Annotated in this window: 25 protein-coding genes; 9 read left to right on the forward strand and 16 right to left on the reverse strand. The window is 45.8% G+C overall.

The annotated features are described in order from the left end of the window. Positions 1–444 carry an immunity 26/phosphotriesterase HocA family protein gene (locus NSS94_RS23010; protein WP_341040196.1) on the forward strand — a complete coding sequence of 148 codons (444 nt, stop codon included), beginning with the start codon at positions 1–3 and terminating at the stop codon, positions 442–444. A 61-nt stretch (positions 445–505) separates the two neighbouring features. Here the strand turns inward: NSS94_RS23010 and NSS94_RS23015 are convergent, their stop codons facing one another. Together NSS94_RS23015 and NSS94_RS26290 are read right to left on the reverse strand one after the other, a co-directional pair. Continuing rightward, complete coding sequence (locus NSS94_RS23015) at positions 506–1,048, reverse strand: hypothetical protein (protein ID WP_341040197.1); 543 nt, start codon at positions 1,046–1,048, stop codon at positions 506–508. Between the two features lie 213 nt (positions 1,049–1,261). After that, entirely contained in the window at positions 1,262–1,363 is a 102-nt protein-coding gene (locus tag NSS94_RS26290; RefSeq protein WP_219728090.1) for a putative holin-like toxin, read from the reverse strand. Between the two features lie 109 nt (positions 1,364–1,472). Here NSS94_RS26290 and NSS94_RS23020 point away from each other — a divergent pair, with 109 nt between their 5' ends. Together NSS94_RS23020 and NSS94_RS23025 are read left to right on the forward strand one after the other, a co-directional pair. Further along, complete coding sequence (locus NSS94_RS23020; RefSeq protein ID WP_341040198.1) at positions 1,473–2,132, forward strand: hypothetical protein; 660 nt, start codon at positions 1,473–1,475, stop codon at positions 2,130–2,132. Beyond that, the gene (locus tag NSS94_RS23025; protein ID WP_176715670.1) at positions 2,113–2,472 is read left to right on the forward strand and encodes a DUF7716 domain-containing protein; all 360 of its coding nucleotides are present in this window, start codon (positions 2,113–2,115) and stop codon (positions 2,470–2,472) included. The genes NSS94_RS23020 and NSS94_RS23025 overlap by 20 nt, the downstream gene beginning before the upstream one ends. On the opposite strand, the gene NSS94_RS23030 is transcribed toward NSS94_RS23025, so the two are convergent. Further along, positions 2,462–4,096 carry a DUF6138 family protein gene (locus NSS94_RS23030; protein ID WP_341040199.1) on the reverse strand — a complete coding sequence of 545 codons (1,635 nt, stop codon included), beginning with the start codon at positions 4,094–4,096 and terminating at the stop codon, positions 2,462–2,464. The genes NSS94_RS23025 and NSS94_RS23030 overlap by 11 nt on opposite strands. A gap of 157 nt (positions 4,097–4,253) precedes the next feature. Between NSS94_RS23030 and NSS94_RS23035 the strand changes: the two genes are divergently transcribed. Beyond that, positions 4,254–5,030, forward strand: coding sequence for an SMI1/KNR4 family protein (locus tag NSS94_RS23035; protein WP_341040200.1), 777 nt, complete (start codon positions 4,254–4,256; stop codon positions 5,028–5,030). Positions 5,031–5,047: 17 nt separating this feature from the next. After that, positions 5,048–6,469, forward strand: a complete 1,422-nt coding sequence (locus NSS94_RS23040; RefSeq protein WP_341040203.1) for an SMI1/KNR4 family protein — start codon at positions 5,048–5,050, stop codon at positions 6,467–6,469. Positions 6,470–6,537: 68 nt separating this feature from the next. Here NSS94_RS23040 and NSS94_RS23045 read toward each other — a convergent pair whose 3' ends face one another. Together NSS94_RS23045 and NSS94_RS23050 are read right to left on the reverse strand one after the other, a co-directional pair. Continuing rightward, on the reverse strand, positions 6,538–7,152 hold the full coding sequence (locus NSS94_RS23045) for a TetR/AcrR family transcriptional regulator (protein ID WP_029518565.1): 615 nt from the start codon (positions 7,150–7,152) through the stop codon (positions 6,538–6,540). A 25-nt stretch (positions 7,153–7,177) separates the two neighbouring features. Beyond that, positions 7,178–8,662 carry a phytoene desaturase family protein gene (locus NSS94_RS23050; RefSeq protein WP_069010051.1) on the reverse strand — a complete coding sequence of 495 codons (1,485 nt, stop codon included), beginning with the start codon at positions 8,660–8,662 and terminating at the stop codon, positions 7,178–7,180. A gap of 317 nt (positions 8,663–8,979) precedes the next feature. Between NSS94_RS23050 and NSS94_RS23055 the strand changes: the two genes are divergently transcribed. Then, positions 8,980–10,215 carry a PHB depolymerase family esterase gene (locus tag NSS94_RS23055; protein WP_341040207.1) on the forward strand — a complete coding sequence of 412 codons (1,236 nt, stop codon included), beginning with the start codon at positions 8,980–8,982 and terminating at the stop codon, positions 10,213–10,215. Positions 10,216–10,511: 296 nt separating this feature from the next. Here the strand turns inward: NSS94_RS23055 and modB are convergent, their stop codons facing one another. Next, positions 10,512–11,177, reverse strand: coding sequence for a molybdate ABC transporter permease subunit (gene modB, locus NSS94_RS23060; protein WP_341040208.1), 666 nt, complete (start codon positions 11,175–11,177; stop codon positions 10,512–10,514). Positions 11,178–11,180: 3 nt separating this feature from the next. Continuing rightward, positions 11,181–12,041 carry a molybdate ABC transporter substrate-binding protein gene (gene modA, locus NSS94_RS23065; protein WP_069010053.1) on the reverse strand — a complete coding sequence of 287 codons (861 nt, stop codon included), beginning with the start codon at positions 12,039–12,041 and terminating at the stop codon, positions 11,181–11,183. 270 nt (positions 12,042–12,311) lie between these two features. Here modA and NSS94_RS23070 point away from each other — a divergent pair, with 270 nt between their 5' ends. Beyond that, positions 12,312–13,274 (forward strand): helix-turn-helix transcriptional regulator, encoded by a 963-nt coding sequence (locus NSS94_RS23070; protein ID WP_340933505.1) that lies wholly within the window; start codon positions 12,312–12,314, stop codon positions 13,272–13,274. A 434-nt stretch (positions 13,275–13,708) separates the two neighbouring features. Here NSS94_RS23070 and NSS94_RS23075 read toward each other — a convergent pair whose 3' ends face one another. Continuing rightward, the gene (locus NSS94_RS23075; RefSeq protein WP_318627954.1) at positions 13,709–14,068 is read right to left on the reverse strand and encodes a hypothetical protein; all 360 of its coding nucleotides are present in this window, start codon (positions 14,066–14,068) and stop codon (positions 13,709–13,711) included. 166 nt (positions 14,069–14,234) lie between these two features. On the opposite strand from NSS94_RS23075, the gene NSS94_RS23080 reads away from it, so the two are divergent. Both NSS94_RS23080 and NSS94_RS23085 read left to right on the forward strand, forming a co-directional pair. Beyond that, positions 14,235–14,477 carry a helix-turn-helix domain-containing protein gene (locus NSS94_RS23080; RefSeq protein ID WP_341040210.1) on the forward strand — a complete coding sequence of 81 codons (243 nt, stop codon included), beginning with the start codon at positions 14,235–14,237 and terminating at the stop codon, positions 14,475–14,477. Positions 14,478–14,728: 251 nt separating this feature from the next. Further along, complete coding sequence (locus NSS94_RS23085) at positions 14,729–14,950, forward strand: hypothetical protein (RefSeq protein WP_341040431.1); 222 nt, start codon at positions 14,729–14,731, stop codon at positions 14,948–14,950. A 94-nt stretch (positions 14,951–15,044) separates the two neighbouring features. On the opposite strand, the gene NSS94_RS23090 is transcribed toward NSS94_RS23085, so the two are convergent. The 8 genes from NSS94_RS23090 to NSS94_RS23125 all read right to left on the reverse strand — a co-directional run bounded on the left by NSS94_RS23090 (position 15,045) and on the right by NSS94_RS23125 (position 21,393). Then, the gene (locus NSS94_RS23090; protein WP_341040212.1) at positions 15,045–15,920 is read right to left on the reverse strand and encodes a cysteine ABC transporter substrate-binding protein; all 876 of its coding nucleotides are present in this window, start codon (positions 15,918–15,920) and stop codon (positions 15,045–15,047) included. 137 nt (positions 15,921–16,057) lie between these two features. Further along, positions 16,058–16,813 (reverse strand): amino acid ABC transporter ATP-binding protein, encoded by a 756-nt coding sequence (locus NSS94_RS23095; RefSeq protein ID WP_029518574.1) that lies wholly within the window; start codon positions 16,811–16,813, stop codon positions 16,058–16,060. Between the two features lie 18 nt (positions 16,814–16,831). Further along, positions 16,832–17,509 (reverse strand): amino acid ABC transporter permease, encoded by a 678-nt coding sequence (locus NSS94_RS23100; protein ID WP_029518575.1) that lies wholly within the window; start codon positions 17,507–17,509, stop codon positions 16,832–16,834. Continuing rightward, entirely contained in the window at positions 17,490–18,155 is a 666-nt protein-coding gene (locus tag NSS94_RS23105; RefSeq protein ID WP_341040213.1) for an amino acid ABC transporter permease, read from the reverse strand. The genes NSS94_RS23100 and NSS94_RS23105 overlap by 20 nt, the downstream gene beginning before the upstream one ends. Positions 18,156–18,374: 219 nt before the next feature. Then, complete coding sequence (locus NSS94_RS23110; RefSeq protein WP_341040214.1) at positions 18,375–19,823, reverse strand: SulP family inorganic anion transporter; 1,449 nt, start codon at positions 19,821–19,823, stop codon at positions 18,375–18,377. 288 nt (positions 19,824–20,111) lie between these two features. Further along, positions 20,112–20,516, reverse strand: coding sequence for a PIN domain-containing protein (locus NSS94_RS23115; protein WP_340957183.1), 405 nt, complete (start codon positions 20,514–20,516; stop codon positions 20,112–20,114). Further along, positions 20,517–20,756 carry a hypothetical protein gene (locus NSS94_RS23120; protein ID WP_016822811.1) on the reverse strand — a complete coding sequence of 80 codons (240 nt, stop codon included), beginning with the start codon at positions 20,754–20,756 and terminating at the stop codon, positions 20,517–20,519. It lies immediately after the preceding gene. 64 nt (positions 20,757–20,820) lie between these two features. Next, positions 20,821–21,393, reverse strand: a complete 573-nt coding sequence (locus NSS94_RS23125) for a hypothetical protein (protein WP_029518579.1) — start codon at positions 21,391–21,393, stop codon at positions 20,821–20,823. Positions 21,394–21,404 lie beyond the last annotated feature (11 nt).

Genomic DNA, 21,404 nt, shown 5'->3' on the forward strand with positions numbered 1-21,404 from the left:
ATGGTGTTCAAAAGAATCAAGCATCGGGAAGGCGATATTTTTGTTATCCCCCTGCATGACGGCCGATTTGCGGTATGTCAGGTGATCTGCGCACTGTATGGTAGATTCAAAAAAGCGTTCTCCTTCGGGGTTCTATCCATAGGCCAGAATCAAGCGTACGAGGGAGAAACGACATATCTTCCGTTCACAAATTATCGCGGCCGATTTGAAGTTATATTCACCGCCACCCAAAATCTGACGAAAGGAGTATGGCCCATTATCGATCATCGCCCTCTTTCCGAGGAACAACAGCAGCTAAAATATTTTAATTGCGCGGGCCATCTATACTGTGGGGATGAATATATACGCAATCTGGAACTGGAAGAATATAATCAATATACGGTAATGGGCGTGGCTGGATATGAGTTGGTACAGCAATATTTAGCCCAATATGATGACCGCTAGGAAGAATAGCAGCACAAATAACCACCTTGAAGTTTGAATGCCAAGGTGGTTATTTGACCTGTTAAAAGGGTTCAAACGTATATGGGAATGATGATGTACGCTCTGTCCCCAATACCGACTTCACGCGCTCTTCATCCACCAACGCTTCGACGAGGCTATACAAATCCGAGGCTGCATACCGAAAATTGCCCCATGTGCGCAGATTCAAAGCATAGATTGGGAATTCCCCCCGTTCATCAGGCGATTGAATATCCCAGATCAGCAAGTCATCCTCTTCACTGGAAGCGAAAGGGACCGCATGCTCCAAAAGCTCCGGAAAACCATCTGGCTCCAGCGCCGCTTCTTGTAAAACCTCTTCTGATTCCAGCAAATCATCAAACCAAGCCCGCCAATCATGATAACGATGAAGCCATGAATCCGGGTGATCGCCAAGAGGAATATGAATGTTCCATAAGCCGCATAGTCGCCCGTAACCAAGAGTTTTGACATAATCTATATAAGAAGGCGGAAAGCCCATACCATTTTCAAAACGATGCTCTATTAGAAAAGCCTCATCATAGTAAGCCTGGAATTGCGGACGCTGTAGTCCTGTAAAAATGCTCATGCTCGCCCTCTCCTTTCGCGCATCTTTATTCACCTTTTCGCTCTTAGGCACATTGAAAAGGTCTTTTTCAAGTGTTAAAATGGGAATAAGATGTATATTCTAAAAAAGAGTGAAGATGCGTCAACATCCTCACTCTTTGGCAACAGCCGCTTTTAAGGGCGGTGGCTGCAAGTTCACGGTATTCGAAATAGACCGGTTCCTACCACGGGCGGTCTATTTCTTTTTATGGAAGGAAAGAATCAGAATCACCAACGTTGCGAATTGAATCATCAACATTAAGGTGTCTTTAACCTCCACAGGCCTCACCTCCCTCACAGGAGACTAGCCGACCGCCCATCTAAGCCATTCTGTTGTTAAGGAATATTATAACATATGAAATATAAAGAGTGCGTTTTTACGATCTTTCCGAAAAGGAGGAACGAACATGGAGCAAAAACGCTTCAAAGATGAATATGGATACAAATATGACTTTAGCGCCGTGATTAGAAGAGGAGAACAGGTAACTGTTCACTGCCCCCGTTGTCAGGGCCAAGCTTTTATTTCCATATCCAAAAAAGACTGTTATTACGTCGTTCGATGTTCTCATTGTTACTACACATATCAGCAGCCCGAATCTTATACATTCTATGCACGCGGCGTATGCAACCATTGCGAACGGTATTTTAATATCGAAATCCATGATGACCAAACGAAACTCCATAAAAATACAAATATAAACTGTCCGCACTGTGAGACACGCAATCAGGTTCCGGTGCATCGTGTGCAATCACGCGAATGGCATACGAACGTGATCCAAAACGGAAAAGACCCTATTTTCCAGCTCCAGCTGTACTTCCTAGATTACTATCGGGGGAAACCTGTCTGGGCTCTTAACCGGATACACCTGAATTACCTGCTCTCCTATATCTCTGCCGAGTTGCGAGAAAAGCCTGCATCCGGTATGATGCGTACGGCTTCCCACTCCATTCCCAGGTACATTAAGGATGCGAAGAATCGCCAGTCCATCTTAAAGATATTACAAAAGCTACAGCATAAGCCAGCGGCTAAGAGAGGAGTCTCCATACATGAGCATACAAACTTTTGACAGCCTTGAAGCACTGGTCCATGCCGTTGACCAAACAGAAATCAATGAATGGGTATTTGCCAATCTGAAACATGTTCAAAGTAATCCGCTCAATTCTACCTATTACATCATTCCCGAGGAAGAATTGTGGGAACTGGAGGATGCCGGTCTCACCGTCACCAATCATCGTGATGAAAGTATACCTGCATCTCTGCCAGACCATCAGGTGCAATCTTGGCTGGAGGTGGCGACTGTACAGGATGTCATTGAAGTGTTACGCCACAGCGGAAGCGAGCCGGATATTGAACGCATTGCGCAAGGACTGCGATATTATCATGAATATGATGCTTTTATGGAATAAGCGTTTCCAGCAGCTCTTTTACCTCAGGGACAGCCTGCTTCAGGCTGTTTTTTAGTTTCTTCGCGCCACCCCATATACGATAAACAAGCACCTCTTGTTCGTAGTTCTCCAGCTTCTTAAGCTCCTCCACCAGTATCTGTGCCTGCTCTACGGTTTCAATTCCGGATGACTTCAGTGGTTTGGCAGACTCGTTGCCTGCCAGTAGAACCCTCGTCCAAACGGGTATCGTGTCCGGTGTCAGTCCGTGTGCGTCAGCAAATACAGCGGCGTAACCGTCCTGTACGGACTGATGTTCACTGTCCACCAGCTTCATATAACGATTCACTAATGGGAAATAGTTCTTTCCTTTTAGGCCCAGTCCCATCACCGCATAGGTTCCCGGCATTGCCGACTTTTCACCGGGCTCTACATCGTTATACCACTTGAACTCTTCCATCACGACCTCAGCATATTCAGCCAGCAACGGATGCAGCGCAGGATATTCAAGTGCATTGGCGAAGAAACGATGCAACGTAGATTTAGCCAACTTGGGTACAGGCAGGTAGTTTTTCACCTTGCTTTTGAACTTCATCCGATATTCCTTGGTAAAGCCCTTTCTTAAAATATCGCATAAATATACGAGTGCTTCTCTATAGCTCTCTTCTTCCTCTGAACGAATCTGAACCTCCAGCGTTTGCAAAATATCATTGGCTTGGCAGATGACTCGCTCACTTGTATATAACGCTGGGATGCTTCCTGATCCGTTCTTAAGCCACTGGGCTGCCTGATCCGAACCCAACTGTGCAGCAATCTCCAAATACTTCTGCCGTGCATCGGCATCGGTCGAGCCCACCCGCATCGCGGTAAGCAGGAACATCTCCATGGCTGGCGCGGGAATTTCCGAAGGGAGAATATCGGGCTTCACTTTATAATCCAGTCCATAGCTTTTTTCCCGATCCGCATACTTCAGCAGAAATTCATCCTCAGCCCAATGCTTTAAGCCACTGCTGAGCTGATACCTCCATGCTTCCTCACGCTTGTGGCTGACCTTCACTTTGGCATCCATTCGATTCAGCAACTCATTCATCCGCTGGGCGTTTACAGGGTACAAATGAGGATCAAGCAAGTGTCTCACTAAGAAGAAATCGTCCTCTTCCTTCGGGATAGCTTTACTGGAGGGGTTGAGCTTCTGCTCTACAAACTGTTGGATAGTGGCTAACAGTTGCTGCCGTTTATCTTCATTTAGGAGTGAGAATGTAAAATGATTGGCCTTATTCTCCAAGACCACTTCCAGATGAAAATCCAGTCGATAACGAAAGAACATGGAGCTGAATTCTTCCGAATTAAATAGCGCCTCTATCTTTTCCTTGAACATAGGCATCCATTCGTCCTGCACCTGCTGCAATGTTACCCCATCTGTAAACCCAGAAATTTCCGTATCCGGTCTACGACGATCCCAATCAAACGGTTCGTGGGTATCCACCCACAGCCCATCCTTCTTACAAGTAACTTTTAAGTATTCATGAATCCCTTCGTGAAGGACGCTTTTGATTTGGAATTCGGCGATGCGCTTTTGCTCAGAAGCGTATGTCTGGTCAATCTCCTCAAAAATTGGATCGATGTAGGCTTGTACCCCTGATGTCATAAGATGTGTTCCTCCTTCGTCCCCTCACAAATTGTAGTTCCTACGGAATTAAGATAGACTAATCTATAACTATTTTATTTCCTGATTATAGCATATCTCTCATTTACTTTTGGACTCTACCCCTATAGATAGAGTGCCGGAAAGCAGGTGTATTCATATGTATTGGGTTTCCACACAACATACGACGGTGGCTGCCGAAGAACTGACAACTTTCGAACATACCTATGGATTAACTTTACCACCTCCCTATGTAGCATTCCTCACCCGCTATGGGCCTGGTACCTTTTGCGGACTGCTGGTGATTGAACCGCCTGATGCTCAACTATTACAATCCTATGCGGATTACGAACTGTGGAGGCATGATGATAACTGTCCGATCACCGTGCAACAGCTAGGCGAGTGCGTGGTCATCGGTAGCTCCATAGATGGGGATTTCCTAGCGGTGCACCCTCAGGTCGAAGGTTTGCTTTGGCTACCGCGACATTCGGAAGTCATTACTAAGAAGCCATTAGATGTTCAGGTTCCATTTACAGATACACTGGAGCATATACTACAGGATGAATTCGGAAGAATAGAGCCATTCCCCCGTTATTTCGAACCTGTCAGTCTGGATAGAGCAGCAACATTTCTACTATTTAATCCACCCGAGACGGCGGAAGCTTGCGGTTCAGCCCATCCGAACGATCAAGCCTTGCAAATAGCTCCAGCATCTATACAGGTATTGGCTCAGCGTTTTAAACAGCATTTTGACTCAAATCTATGGATTGAAAACGAGCATATCTGCATGGCTTTTCTTCAGACTCTAGGCGGATATGTGCGTTTTAACTATGCATATGGACGCGAAGTGGCGATCATTTATGAACCCACAGCGATAGCACTTCGTGATGAAATTCTAGCATTCTTGCAAAAAGAGCATTGCCGGGTTGTAGAGTAAGAGGAGGACAAATACGAATGACAGTACATTTTGAACGAACCTTAGAAAAGCTGGGACAGATCGCCGATCGTCTGAGACAAGGTGGGATGTCTGACGTGGTATACCAATGGTCGAAGGGGATTTCTACAAGTGAACTAACTGAGCTGGAGGAACGGCTGCAGATGCCTTTGCCTGCCTCCCTGTCTGAGTTGATAAAGCGGTGTGGCAGCTTACATTTGCTATGGTGCCTCCCTCAACACTGTATTGTAGCCGATGAACCGGCTTGTTCATATGAAAGCAGTAATGGCCTTGAACAAGAACCGAATATCCTCGACGATATCACAGGAGAATTTGGCTGGAATCATGAGTATATTGGCTATTTTACATCTTATGGGGAAGATACCGACTCAGCAGCGGACGAGCAACGATATCTGATCCTTAATTATAATGGTGCGGGTGATCCGATACTGCTTGATATGGCGACATCCGCAACAGAGCCAGCGGTGTTCTGTTATGATCATGAGTTGGATCAGTTTACTCTGCTCGCGGAAAATCTACCCGCCTATATAGAAACCATGCTCACCTTGCACGGACTATGGCTGTGGGATTGGTCTAACGTGTCAGACGAGCATGGCATTCAGCTAAACAGTCCACCACTACAACTGTGGCAACGCTGGTTGGACATGTTTTGTACGATGAAGCTGGAGGATGCGCAGTCGTTGGAGACGCTGATCCATTACACCACCATGCATGGCGTAGATCATCCTGCTGTGGTGCAGGCTTTTCAAGCCTATGATCCAAAGGATATTTTTCTTGCCTGGGAGCAGCACTGGCAGAACATTCAACATAGCCAGGTTCCATTCTCTACATGGGCCGTTTGGGTAGGGGAGACCGCAGGGGTTGGGGCTGCTGATTGGGTCCGCTCCTTGTGGGAACCGGAAACCGCGCAAGTATGGACATCTTTAGCGCAAAACAATACCCTACATGCTAAGGGTGCATTTGCGTCCACACGCGCCTATCTGAGCGCCCGCTTCCTACCCGGGCAGGAAGGCTTGGTATGTGTTTGCAATCACCTGCTACAGCATTCGGTTGCAGATGGCAAATTAGAAGGATACACCGCTAATGGACAGCTACAGCATTTTCATTCACCGCAGGTCATTAACTGGATACGGGATAAGGTCAATCATCCGGTCGATGGCTGGGCAGTACTTTTCGCCTACTCTTGTCCTACAGCTGAGCAGGTGATTGAATGGCTATCCAGTAGTGAGCTTCATCAGAAGATTGCAACGGAGGGGCTAGATATTATGATTCATCGGGATCTTCTGCCCGCTCTGGAAGCAGACGCTTGGGCCAATATCTCAGATCTGCTTCTTGCTTCTTTGCAGCTCGTGATGCTCAAAAAAGATAAACGTCGTATTGAAGCCGTGCTTAAGCAGCTTTCAGATTTGGAACTTCGTTAATCTTTCGGAAGGGTCGTATGCGGATTCACATGTACAGTGATGTGAGGTAAAGAAAGTTAGCCGCTGCATCAGCGGCTTAACCCCTTGAGGAAAGTATCTATAGTAAATGAAATCAATTCATCATTTGATTGTGCCATAGGAAAATCAAAATTCAGGAGCAAAGAAGTCAAGCCGTGCAGCATACTCCATACAGAGCTGGCGAACAAGCGCTCATCTCCTTGAATGATGGAACCCTCCTCCATAACGGCTTTGAGCCCAGCTTCAAGAAGCTCAAAGCCTTTAAGGCTCCCACTGTCTATAAGACTAACCAAGCTTACAGATTCCAGGTTGCTGATAAACAGAATGTTGTAATATTCCGGGTTAGCCGTTCCAAAACGAACATACGCATCAGACACCGCCTTCAGTGTGTCCAGAGCGTTCAATCCCGCTGCCTGTGCTTCATCCGCACGTTGCTGAAGAGCCTGCAGAAACAGGGCATTTCCTTCTAGCAGGAGTTCGATTACAATGGCTTCCTTATTTTCAAAATAATGATAAATAGTTGTTGGTGAATATTCGATCTGATCCGCAATTTTGCGCATGGAGACTTCAGCATACCCTTGATTCAGAAAAAGCGATCGGGCGGCCTCAATGATTTTCCGGCGGATCTCATTGCTTTCACGTTCTCGGCGTTTGATATGTTTCATGAGTAGATGTACTTGCCCTTTCTGCCTACCCCAATTTGGCGGCGATACGATCAGCTTCCATTATACCCGATTCCATAACCCCTTGAAACCCGCCCCCAGGCTGTGTCCAGGCCCCTACCAATGATAGACGCTTTACTGCTGATTTGTGCTTGAGCCTTTTTATACCGGACTGCCGAACCGTTTGTGCGTAGCCATAAACAGCCCCGTCGGGATTAGCGGTATAACGCTGCATCGTGCGTGGTGTGCCCAATTCGGCTACCATCACTTTGCTGCTAAAACCCGGATACAGCTGTTCAAGGCATCCCAATATCTGCTGTGTCACGGCTTCTTTTTTGGCTTTATATTCGGGACGTGCGGCAGGCCAGTTCTCCAATCTGTCCAAAAATGTAATTGCGATGACACCCTTTCCCGGTTCATTGAGCTTAGGGTCCATGGCGTTATAATTCGTGAGCATCCAGTTGCCTTTCGTATACTGGCCGCTCATCATTACTTCATAATCTGTCTCCGAATCCGGCTCATTACGCAGGATTAAGTCTTCTTCGGTGATGCCAAGCTCATGAGGTTCACATGATAATCCCAGATATAGCTGGGTGAGAGACGTGCCAGTCTCCAAACTGCTGACAGCTTCCAGCTCACGACGGGCAGCATCATGGTTTTCCAGTAGACGGCCATAGGTATGATGGGGACTGATACCAGACACAATCCAGTTGGCTTTATATACATCCCCTTTTTTCAGACGGACACCAGCAGCTTTACCATGTTCGAGTATAATCTCAGATACCTGACTGCGCAGGTGAACTTCTCCTCCCGCTGACTTAATAGCGTCAACCAGTGCATTAGATAAAGCCTGTGCGCCTCCCTCAATGTAATACGTCCCCTCCATGTGGTAGCCGATCCAGGGAATAAAAAAATACAGGGCCGCAAGTCGCTTTGGAGGCAATCCGTAATAGGCCCACAGCGCGGTGAAAAATTCCGTGAAGCGGTCAGATAACCCGAACTGGCTTACAGCTTCCCAGGTGGTCATTTGCGTCCAGCGGAGAAAGGTCCCAGCTTTGAGCAGGCCAACCGCCTTGCGCCAGGAAGTGAGAGTAGAAAAAGCAGAAAAGCCTGTTTCAAAACGGCGAATGCCCGCGAATAGACTGTCAATGGCTTTCACCTCAGTAGGAAACATGTTCTTGAGGAGCTGCACATACTCCTGAACATCGGACGGAATATCAATGTTCTGGCCTTCCCAACGAATGGAGTAAGGGTGCTTTTTGCGGAGAGGAACAATTCGCTGGTCCGCATTACAGGCCTTCAGCATCTGACCAAAGCTTCCTTCCTCGAGTCCGCCGACACCATGCAAGGAGACATCAAAGGTATATCCCTTTCTTGTAAATTCAGTTGCGAAACCGCCAGGCAGAGTATGGCTCTCAAAAACAGCTGTTCGGTAACCGAGCGCAGAGAGTCTTGCTGCACAGGATAAGCCACCCAATCCTGCACCGATGACAATAACATCATATTGGTTCATGATTTCATCCCCTTTTTTAACATCGTTATATAAGTTAACAGTGTTAAGTTAAGGAGATTATATACCATAATATTACCGTTGCCAAAGTAAAACTTTTTTAATAAAACATCAAAAAAATGTAGCGCTTTCACTTGTCAAATTCCAATGAAGGTGCTATCCTTCAAGTGGGATTGTTACTGAAAAGGCAAAACCCGAGTACACTTGTGTACCCGGAGTTTGCCTTTTTTTTTAATTTGTATGGATTCCACAGCATACAGTTAACCATCCCGAACATGTAGTAAGCGCTTTAAAAAATGACACCAAAGGAGATTAATCTCATGCAAAGAAGACGTTTTGCCCTTGTTTTATTATCTTTCGTGTTCCTGCTAACGATCTTTTTCCCATCCTCCAGCTCTGCCGCAGCAGCAACAGATGTCCCAGCGCCACAGGCTACCCTGCTTACTCAAGTACAGCCTTTGGGTGAAGTCGTTTCTGCTGTTGTACTGAAATACAGCACCAATATTGACGGGGCATCTTTATCCACGTCTAGCTTTCAGGTTCAATCTGTACTCAATGATGTATATACAGATAGAACCGTGACCGGTGTATATACCAATGATACTGGAGCCATCACCAACCGCAGTACTCATGGTAAATATGTCGTGATTGAGCTGGATACACAAGATAAAAATGCAAGTACCCTTACTTACGATGCAACAAGCGCAGTTAACCGCATCAACACGTTGAATTATATTATTAGTCAAAAGAAAGATATTGCAACTTCAAAGAAAACAGTCATCCCAGCCTCTGCACAGACTGTAAAAGCAACAGATAAAATTACACCGATCGTAGACGATTTCCAAAAAAGCATCTTTGAAAATAAAGAAGGCTTCAAGCTGAACTACTTTACGTTTGAGCCTAAAGTTGAGCCCGGCAAAACCTACCCTCTGGTTGTATTCCTGCACGGAAACGGCGAACGTGGTGACGGAAACGGAGTAAATTTGCTGGCAAACGCCGGAGCTGTTACTTGGGCTTCTCCTGAGCAGCAAGCCAAACACCCATCCTTCGTAATCGCACCACAAAGCCCGATTGACTTGGAACATAAATTCATTTGGGCGGATGAACCACGCAACAGCGCTGTAGCCGATTTGGTACGTGAAACAGCGTTAAAATACCCAATCGACACCGACCGAATCTATATTGTTGGTATTTCTCAAGGAGCTATGGGTACGTGGAGACTGCTGGAAAAGAATCTTGACTTGTTCGCCGCAGGTGTACCCATTGCCGGTTTGACCAACTATGAAAAAGCCGTTAACATGTATGCACCTGTCGATCCTAAACACGTTGAAGTACTGAAAAACGTTCCGATTTGGGCCTTCCATGCTGCAGACGACACCACAGTTAGTCCTAAAAACTCGCAAGAAATGGTAGCTGCCATAAAAGCACAAAACGGTAACCTCATTCATTTTACTGAATACGAAGCAGGGATTATCAAACCTACAGGACACTTCTCCTGGGTACCGGCTCTGCAAAATCAGGATATGATTGAATGGCTGTTTGCACAAAAGAAATAAATGTACAGGCCTGTTGATTAACCACTAAATGGTAAAAGTAAAGTCGCCCACCTTTTAGTTGGTTTGTACCCTTACAAACCAACTGAAAGGTGGGCGACTCCATGAAAAAGTCTATTACGATCCCAACGATTCTTCAATCCATTCCGCTAGCCTGTGGGGTGGTTCATACGTATTCAGTCCTGCGCAAACAGCTTTATAGTCTAAGGCACTACCTCTGCTTCTTTTACTTCCTCTAGGCTATATTAACTTTACTGCTTTCATTGCCTGCATTACACACATCATTACGCTTCATTTGCTCAAGTCTTCCTTCTCGCAACAAGCAGCATAATAAATGAAATTAAGACAATGGCAATCGTCCACGCCCAGGCCATCGTCTGATTCCCTGCATCGACAGCTACATAGATCGCCGTAGGTACCGTCTGCGTCTTATTCGGAATGTTCCCGGCAATCATCAGCGTCGCTCCAAACTCGCCAAGCGACCGTGCGAAGCCCAGTATCGCGGCAGTCAGCAGTGAAGGATAGGACAGCGGCAGCGTAATGTAGCGAAACATCTGCCATTCGCCAGCCCCTGCCGATCTGGCCGAGTCCTCCAGTGAACGGTCCACCGCATCGAATGCCGTCTTCATTGTCTGATAGACGAGCGGGAATGCCACCACGATAGACGCCAGCACCGCCGCCCACCAGGAGAAGATGACTGACGCGTGGAACAGCCATTCGATCCATTGTCCTAACCAGCTTCGACGTCCCAGAATGACCAGGAGCAGGAACCCGACTACCGTCGGAGGCAGCACCAATGGAAGCATGAAAATGGTCTCCAGCACCAGCTTGCCACGTATGCGGCTTCGCCTCATCCAGCGGGCCGCCAGTACTCCTAGGACCAGCACGATCACACAGGACAGAGAAGCGACCTGCAGGGATAGCTGTACCGGAGGCCAAAATTCCGCCCAATTCACAGCAGTCAACAACTATTCCGCCTTACGGAAGCCGTACTTTTCCATCACCTGGAGCGCAGGCTCGGTTTGCAAATAATCGTAGAATTGACGTGCATCCTCCTCATGACTTGTGGCAGCTACCAAACCGAGCGGATAGGTAATCGGAGAATGAAGCTTGGAGTCCACTGTTAACGCAATGCGTGTATCCTTCGTGGAAAGTGCATCCGTCTTGTATACGAAGCCCGCATCCGCGTTACCTGTTGCTACGTACTGCAGCACCTGTCGCACATCCTTGGCTTGTACCAGCTTCGGCTCCAATTCACTCCACAGCTTTTGATTCGTTAACGCTTCCTGTGCATATTTCCCCGCAGGCACACTGTCAGGAATGCCAATCGCGACTGTCTTGATGTCTTGTCCCTTCAGGTCATCCAGTTTCTTGAGCGCCACTCCATCCTTAGCAGGAACGACTAATACCAGATCATTCGCGAGCAACGTGCTGCTCTTCTTGACAAGGGCTTTTCCCTCAAGCGCCTTCATGCTGGAGGTAGAGGCAGAGATAAAGACGTCTGCGGGCGCTCCTTGCTCAATCTGACGCTGAAGTGCACCGGAGGCGCCGAAGTTAAAGTTCAGCTTCACATTCGGGTGCTCCCGCTCATATCCGGTCTTAATCTCATTCAGGGCGTCCGTCAGGCTTGCCGCTGCAGAGATCGTCAACTCCACCTGTTGCTGGTCCGGTGCCTTCGTGCCTGCTGTATTCTCCGTTGTTGTTTGTGCTGCTGTTGCCGCCGGCTCTACAGAAGCTGCGGGCGCAGCACTCTGGGAACCACAAGCAACTAACACCACTAGTGCCCATATAGCTACTAGACTTCCAATCGTAGACTTGATTCTTCTCAAATTCCATCCCCCGTTCAATCATGTTTAGTTATAATTAGATATAACTAGTATAAATTCATATCTCATTATAGCTATGAAGGTAATCCTTGTAAACCACCAAAGAGCAGTTGGCAAGTATCACTTATGCCTGTTTAGAAGCTTGATGTTCCTGACTTTTTCGCCAGCCTCTGTTATGCCAGATGATTTGGTGTACAATATATGAGACACTGTGCATGATACATCACAGAAATTGATACATTTCAATCATACTGTTATTAATGGAGGTCTACTATGAATTCTCCTGTATCCTATACGACTGAGGAAATAGCCAAGCTACTGAAGATATCCAAGCTGACCGTCTATGATCTGATCAAAAAAGGAGAGATCCCCTCGTACCGGGTAGGTAAGCAAATGCGGGTGGATGCCAGTGATCTCGAAGCTTACAAGCAGCGCTCCAAAAGCCAACTGCTGAAGCACGACCCATCACCCACACCCATATCCATGATGATCCCGCCGCATTCGCTATCCGGCGGTTCGACGCAGAATTCCAGTACAGCAGTCATTACTGGCCAGGATATCAGCCTCGACATTCTCGTCAAGCATCTTGAGAGCCAACAGACGTCCATTCGCCCGCTCCGCTCATATGGGGGTAGTCTGGACAGTCTCATCTCTATGTACCAGGGCAAAGCAGACATCGTCAGTACGCATCTGTGGGACGGCGACAGCGGTGAGTATAATTTGCCTTATATTCGCAAAATTCTGAACGGCTTCTCGTATCTCGTCATCCGTCTGTTATCCCGGCAAGCAGGGCTGTATGTCCAGACAGGGAATCCTTATGGTTTGCAGGGCTGGAAGGACTTGGCGCTTCCGGGGCTGCGTTTGGCGAATCGCGAGAAGGGCTCCGGCGCGCGCATCCTGCTCGACGAGCAGCTTCGTCTTCATCACATAGACCGCACTGCCTTGCTCGGATATGAAGACGAATCGACGCATCATATGGCTGTGGCAGGCAAGGTCGCCTCCGGCGAAGCCGATGTTGGTATCGGAATCGAGAAGGCCGCCAGTATTGTGGGGTCCGTGCAGTTTATTCCACTCATTCAGGAGCAGTACGATATCGTCATGCTGCGCACACCAGAGCGACAGGAATGGATTGATCTTATATTGCAGATTCTTCATTCGGACAGCTTCCGGCGGGAACTGGGAGCCATTCAGGGATATGACCTTTCTGAGACAGGAAAGACCTTGCTAGAGACATAGTCCTAAGTACAAAACAACGTTCAGGAACAGTCTTCCTGAGCGTTGGAGTCTATTATGGAACTAAATGTCGCTGTTAATGCTGAACGACTATAATGAAAATCAATGTAGCTTAGCAGGAGTAAGCCTCGGGAGCAGGCTTGCCAAGCGCAGGGAAAATCTCGTCCAACTACTTCAATAGCAAATTGCACATGATATAAAAAGAATATATGAGTTTGGCTCATACAGTTCTAAAAATAAAAGCGTCAGAACGGTTCGAAACCCGCCTGGCGCTATATTTATTGCATATAATTAAATCTACTAGGATGCAAAAGCATTTGGGGAAATATGTACCTTTATTACGGCAGTGTTCGTTTCACCCTTTTACGCTTCTGTGTTACATTATATAAATAAGACGAGAACAAAAATTCGAAGCTGAATTTATGTTCGCCATTTTTTCATAGTCCTTTATTCCGAACTAAATCAAAGTCTATATCTTCTCGACATGTGTTACATAACAACTCGTCTGTAAGAAAACTTAATGCATCCATGTTGCGCAACCGTTCGACTAACTCGGTAATCACATCTATGTCCTCACGTTGTACATATCTGGCAAGAGTGATGCCGCCTGTATCGCCATCAAAATATAGATGCGAATGATGTCTTTCCTTTTTTACATGTCGAAGAGTAAGCACGCTATTGTCGATCATCATGACGTAACGGTCCTTGATTAGATAGCCCTCAAAAAGCTCATACATATGCGGAAGATCACAGGGACCAAGAATGACACTTACTTTTTCAAAATTACCTTTGTTCATTTAGATTAGCTCCCTTCACATCTATTAAATCGGTCTTTACTAAAGATTAGATTTGTAAATTTTATAACTTTTCAAGATTAACCTTTGTAGTTATTTTATATCCTTTGAAGATAAACTTCAATAGTTAATGCTATTTCTATTTAAATTTCTATAATGAGGTGTATGTATGGGAATTGTTTTTAAACTTGAAGAATTACTTCGAGAAATCGGGATTACTAAAAATGCTCTCGCTCGTGAGGCAAAAATCAGACCTAATACCATCTATGAGATGTGTAACAATACATCCAAGCGAATCGAATTTAAAACATTTAATACCGTGATGGAAACACTGATTCGGCTCTCTGGTCGTCCATTAACCCTACATGATGTTCTCGAATATATACCTGATAATGAATCAGAGAAACACTGATACATTCACAAAATAGTCCGCTGCATCTTATATCTCTGCCCCTGGCAGGGATATTTTTTTCCTTGTTATTTAGCATAATTGTTATCATTATTTCAGAGTACGTGTGACTAGAATCTATACTGATAAAGAAGTATTTTCCATCATGAATATTCATAAGAGATATCATTTTAAACTTGGCGATATTTTAGAAAGAACTTGATATTTCCCGAAATAAACTAGCCGTAGAAGTAAAAATACGTCCGGCTACCGTAATAGATATGGTAAATGGCAAAACCAAAAGACTTGAACTGGAAACACTAGTCCATATCCTTGATGCTTTGAATAGATTTGCCCGCCAACGAAGATTTACAAGGACTATTACTCTTGCTGATATTATAGAATACATTCCTGAAGATGGAATTGAGAGACAGTGGGACTGTAACATGAGAATGAGGATTACTACTAGCCCAGTGGGCATTTCCATGACAATTTAAGAGGTTGCTAAAGCCCCTTTTTCCCCATATTAAAGAAGCGTTGGGCTTGTTGTCCCAACGCTTCTTTATGCTAAAACAACAACTTATACTATGATTAATCCACTTTGCCGCCTTCTACGACCAGTTGATCTGTAAAGCCATCTCCATAAACGGAGGTCAGTGTGTCCTTGTAGGCTTGATGGACAAAATTTTCCTTACCCAACGTTGCCAACTCATTGTTGATCCAGTCTAACAACTCCTTATTTCCCTTTGCTACTGCGGGTGCAATCGTATCTTGACCACCAAAGGCCGGGATGGTTACGGTAAAGCCGGGGTTGGCCTTTGCCCAGGCGATCAGCTCTGTATTATCGTTGGCAATGGCAACGCCGCGTTTGTCTTTGAGGGCTGAGAAAATCTCTGTGTATTGATCGAATTTGAGCAGCTTGATGTCAGGATAATTTTTCGTAAAATAGGTTTCAGCCGTCGTTCCTTTTGCGACAATCAGCTTTTGATCCGAACCCTTCAATTGGTCAATCGTGGTGATTGGAGCACTATCAGGTGACACAATGCCAAAGGATAATTTCATATACGGATTGGCAAAATCAACTTTTTCTTTACGCTCATCGGTCACCGTAAAGTTAGCCATGATGATATCTACCTTGTTGGATTCCAAATAGGCAACCCGGCTGGCAGCATCCACCAGAACAAATTCCACCTTGGACTCGTCACCCAAGAGATCTTTGGCAAACCGCTTCGCAATATAGACGTCAAAGCCTTGATTTTTCCCTTCCGAATCCACGTAGCCAAAAGGCGGCTTATCTGCAAATACACCGATTCGAATCTTGCCATTCTTTTTAATATCCTCAATCGAAGCAAATTTAGCCGAGCCTGAACTACCGTTGGTATTACCAGCCCCTGCACATCCCACCAAACCAACAAGCAGCAAGCTCAAAGCCAGTAATAACGTCGTGAACTTCATTCCTTTTCTCATCTGTATTCCTCCCCCTGTTTGTCAGCATTTTGCATCATTCGGTTTCTTTCGCTTCTGGGTGCAATATAGAGACCAATAGAAACATGTCGATCTCTATATTGTGATTGGAAGTCGCTCATGGAATTGATGCAAAATGCTCATATCGTTTCGTACTGAAATATATCCAGAAAGTGCTGGGCACGCTCTGTTTCCGGTTGGGTAAAAAATTGCTGCGGCGTAGTCATTTCGCATATCTGTCCTTGATCCATAAAAACGATACGATCTCCTACCGACTTGGCAAATCCCATTTCATGCGTCACGATAATCATGGTCATGCCCTGTTGGGCCAGCTCTCGCATGACATCCAGCACCTCTCTGACCATTTCCGGGTCCAAGGATGCGGTGACTTCATCAAAGAGCATAATTTCCGGATTCATACACAGGGCGCGCACAATCGCAATCCGTTGCTTTTGCCCACCTGATAATTGTCTCGGATACGCATCTTTGCGATCCAGCAGACCCACTCGCTCCAATAGCTGCTCCGCTTGCTCAAGTGCCTCCTGCTTATTTCTCCGCTGAACTTTAAGCGGGCCGAGCAATATATTTTCTAAGACCGTCATATGCGGAAACAGCTCGTAGTTCTGGAACACCATTCCGATATGCTGACGCACCTCACGCCAATTCACTTTCTTGTCCGTCAGGTCTTGCCCTCTATAACGGATATCTCCGCTCTGAACTGGTTCCAGACCATTGAGACATCGGAGGAGTGTGCTTTTTCCACATCCCGAAGGACCGAGAACGACCACGACTTCCCCTTTCGTTACGTCCAGATTAATCTGTTGTAATACTTTTCGGTCTTCGAAGCTTTTGTGCAGCCCTCGAATTTCGAGTAAAACCTCCACAGCCTCTCCCATGACACCCACCCCATCCTGCTAATTTTGCCATCTGCGTTCAAATCTTTTGGAAAGTCTGGATAACGGATAGCATACGAGAAAATATAATATGAAAATAAAGCCATACACCCAAAAGGATGCCGAGGGCGCTTTGATTACACCAAGCTCAATAATCTGCTGTCCGACCTTGACCACTTCTACTACACCGATCAGCACTACTAATGAAGTGGTTTTGATCATCCGTGTCGCCAAATTAATAGAACCGGGAAGCATTCGGCGCACCGCCTGGGGAATGAGTACATGGCGGTATAACTGCCCATATGTCAGTCCCAGTGCCTGCCCGGATTCCACCTGATGCTTGGGCAGTGATTCCAATGCACCCCGAACAAGGTCACCAATCTCGGCTGCTCCCCACAGGCTGAATACGATAATTGCTGTCAATTCTCCGCTGATATTCACATTCAACAAAGGCGTAAATCCAAAATATACGACATACAACCACACCAGAATCGGAATAATGCGGAATGTCTCCAAATATAATCTCAGCACAAACCGAATCGGTCTTGATTGTAAGGTGCGCAGCAACCCCATCAAAATACCTAATAGAGTACCGATAATAATGGAAAGTAACGCAATCTCCAGCGTAACGAGTAATCCCCCTAATAGACGCTCGAAATTGGAACCTTCAAAGAGCACATTAATCCCCGAATTCAGCATATCGCACCTTCCTTTCCACCCACGTCAGCAGTATCGACAAAGGTAAAAGCAGGACGAGATATGCCAATACCAGCAGAATTAGCGATTCTGTCGTTTTGTAGTACATGCCGATCAGGTCTTTTGCCACATTCATCAGATCTAATAAAGCAATGGCGCCAACAATGGAGGTCTCCTTGAGCAGAAAAATCGCATTCGCTCCCAGAGACGGAACACTGATGGCAAAAGCCTGTGGCAAAATAACATATCTCGCCAGTTGTATCTTGGACAGTCCGAGACTCAGCCCGGATTCCGTTTGCGTTTTACTTACGGCTTCGATTCCACCACGGAATGCCTCAGCCATATAACCCCCGCCCAAAAAGGTCATGCCCACAATGGCACACGTCATTTCGCTCATATGCAGACCTATTTTGGTAAACCCGTAATACAGAAAATATAGCTGTACAAGCAGCGGCGTATTTCGGGAAAGCTCAATATAGGCAACAATGATGCCGCTAATTCCCCTCACCTTGTAATACAGTACTATGCTGCATAGCAAACCGACGACTAGTGAAAACAGAATAGCAAAAAAGGCGATCTTCAACGTCAGCCACATGGCTTCTCCATATAACGGCAAGCTCTCTACAATAAAGTCCCAGTCTAAGTTCATATGTGCATACCTTTCAATTTTCGATTATTCCTATGTATTTGCTCTGCTTAATAACAATGATTGTATTCCTGCCTAATTATTACGTCAATACTTTGATGAAAATTTGTCATATTTATCTATGGTTTAGGAAAGAAAAATGTTGTTTTATTTCAGAAATAAATAAAAAAGCTTGAAATGAATAAATTTCATTTCAAGCTTTGATTTATGCTATACGATTCATCACACGAGTGGCTCTGTAACTACAGGACCGCCGAGCTTCTCTACAATTAAACGACTTTCCTCATTTAACCCTTGTAAGGTAATAGATTTACCTGCGTTTCTGTATTTTTGCAGCACCTTGCCAATGGCAGTAACCGCCGAGTGATCCCACACATGTGAATGGCTAAAGTCCACTACAACGCGGTCCGGATCATCCGTAGGTTCAAAATGATCAACGAAATGAGACGTTGAGGCGAAAAACATCGGCCCCCTAACATGGTACACCTTTTCTTCATGATCCTCAGTCGTACTGATGCGGATTTTAGCCATTTTCCAGCCAAAATGCAGAGCACTTAGCAGTACGCCCACGATTACGCCCTTGGACAAATCATGCGTAGCCACCACGATGATCACCGTGACCACCATAATTAACGTATCTGCTTTTGGAACCTTGGCAATGTTTCGCAGCGATTTCCAATCCACGGTTCCGATACACACCATGAACATGACACCCACCAATGCGCCCATGGGCACTTCCTTTACAACACCGCCAAGCACAAGCAGCAGAAAAGCCAAGAACACTCCAGCCGTGAAAGTGGACAGACGTCCTCTTCCGCCTGAGCTTACATTAATGACGGATTGTCCGATCATGGCACAACCACCCATACCCCCAAAAAAGCCATTTACAAAGTTGGCAATCCCTTGCCCGCGGGCTTCCCGGTTTTTATTGCTTTTCGTTTCGGTCATTTCATCCAAAATACTGGCTGTCAGCAGCGATTCCAGCAGTCCAACCAGTGCCATCGTAAAGGAATACGGCAGCAAGATCCGCAAAGTATGCCACGACCACTCAATTTGCGGCAAGTGGAATGAAGGCAGCGAACTGGTCAGCGTCCCGATATCTCCTACCGTTTTCACATTCAATCCAAATACATACGTAATGATCGTCATGATGATGATTGCCGTCAATGGAGCGGGGATGCTTTTCACAAATCTCGGTAAAATATACACAATGAGCAGCGTCCCCGCTACCATCGCGTACATGATCCAATTGGCTCCATGAAAATGAGTAAGCTGAGCCATAAAGACGAGGATCGCCAGCGCATTCACAAACCCGGTCATGACTGGCTGTGAAATAAAGCTTATAAAGCGACCTATTTTCAAAACACCCAGCAGCACTTGAATAATTCCTGCCAAAATGGTAGCTGCAAACAGATATTCCACGCCATGATCCTTCACCAGACCAACGACCAGTACAGCCACGGCCCCGGTTGCTGCCGAGATCATCGCCGGACGTCCACCTGCAAAAGAGATGACAATGGCCATCGAGATGGAGGCGTACAGTCCGACCATGGGATTGACCCCCGCAATGATCGAGAAGGCAATCGCCTCGGGAATTAGTGCTAGCGCCACAGTCATGCCCGCAAGTATATCGGCCCGGATATTACCGAACCATTGTTGTCTAAGATTCATACTGTCTCGTTCCAGCCTCCTATATTTACAGAGAGTAGCGTGTTGACTCGCAACCCGTGTGGTTTCGGGCATCCGTCCAGCTGCCAATCGCCAAGGCTCTCCTATCATTCAGTTCGTCTCTCTCAAACGACCCGGTCCGTTACATTCAGTCCATCATTATAACGTAAGGGGTTCGCAGAGACGAATGAGTTAAAAGGCTGTTTACAGAAAGAAATCATCTATTCCCTTGGAATATCGTTCATTATCTTCATCTTATTCGTTTTCTTATATTTAAAATTTTCGCAATTTCTAAGATTCTAACCTGCTAAAGTTGATCACCTTAACTTCATACTCAGACTTCGCGAACTGTAAATCTTGATCCGCCGTAACCAGTACCAATTGGTTTATAATAGCTGTCGCAAGAATCAATGCATCTGGGGTCTTGAGCTTTCTTGCAAACTTATCTTTTTGTTCTCTTCTGATACGCCCCGCTTTAACTGCGATCTCTGAATTAACTGCAATAAATTCCCCGCCAAGAAAAGGTATCGAATCTAAGTCAGTATTAGTAGGCAACCCGGCTATAAACTCGGACTGAGTTATAACAGAAAAGAAGATATTCTCTTTATCTTTCTCAGCTTGTCGTATTACTCTATCCAAAGATGAGTCAAGTCTATGAAGGGCAATAGCTGCATTCGTATCAAATAGATACCCCATCTAATCCCAATCCTCTCTGGATTGTTTAACACTCTCTTCGATCTCAAGTAATTGCTCCTTGCTTAGACTGCCTCGAGAATTTAAAACAGCTTGCAACCCTTTTGGTAACGGGGACTCTAAATCAATAACCTCAGTTTCCCCCTGTTTATTTTCTATAGTAACTTTTGATGGTTCAAACCCAATATCACGAAGGAGACTTAGGAGACGTATTCGATGTATATCCGTTAATTTTTTTGCCACTAAAATCACTCCTTAGCAAAAGATTAGTTTCCGTTCATAGCTTGTTTAATTCGTTTTCTTATACTTAAAATTTTCGCAATTCCTGTACAAGCTCCGATAGGGCTTCAGCAATCTCAGAGTCTGCATGGTGCTGGAGTAAACTCTCAAAGTCAGGCAGTGCTTGCTTCAATAATCGATAGCTATAGTCATAATAACTCCAAAAAGCTACCGGATCATAACCACGTGCTTCTTCCTCTTCCCATTCCAGTTCATCTTCTTCTGGATCGCTGTCTGCTGACCATAGATATTTTTCGTCCAGCAGCATGGTTAGGGATTCAACAGACTTCTGTGAATCCTCTTGTGCATTTTCCATGTCCAATGCTCCAACAACCGCATGGTACAGTTCCAACTCACTCGGCGTGATATCATCCGAATTTCTCGTATGCAAATTACGCAATAAGAAGAGTAACACCCACGGCGTAACCTGCCACAGTGTGCCTTGATGCTCTATCAGATCAGCAATGGCTGCGTACTCCCCATTGGATATCAATTGTGGCAACTCCGTGCCTCTACCATAAGGAGTAGTCAGGCGGTGCCAAGGCACCTCTGCAATTTGGAGACCATCCATTAGGGCAGTGTTCATCTTATGAGTATCCATAACTCTCCTTT

The organism is Paenibacillus sp. FSL L8-0644, assembly GCF_038008165.1.
Taxonomy (GTDB): domain Bacteria; phylum Bacillota; class Bacilli; order Paenibacillales; family Paenibacillaceae; genus Paenibacillus; species Paenibacillus polymyxa_D.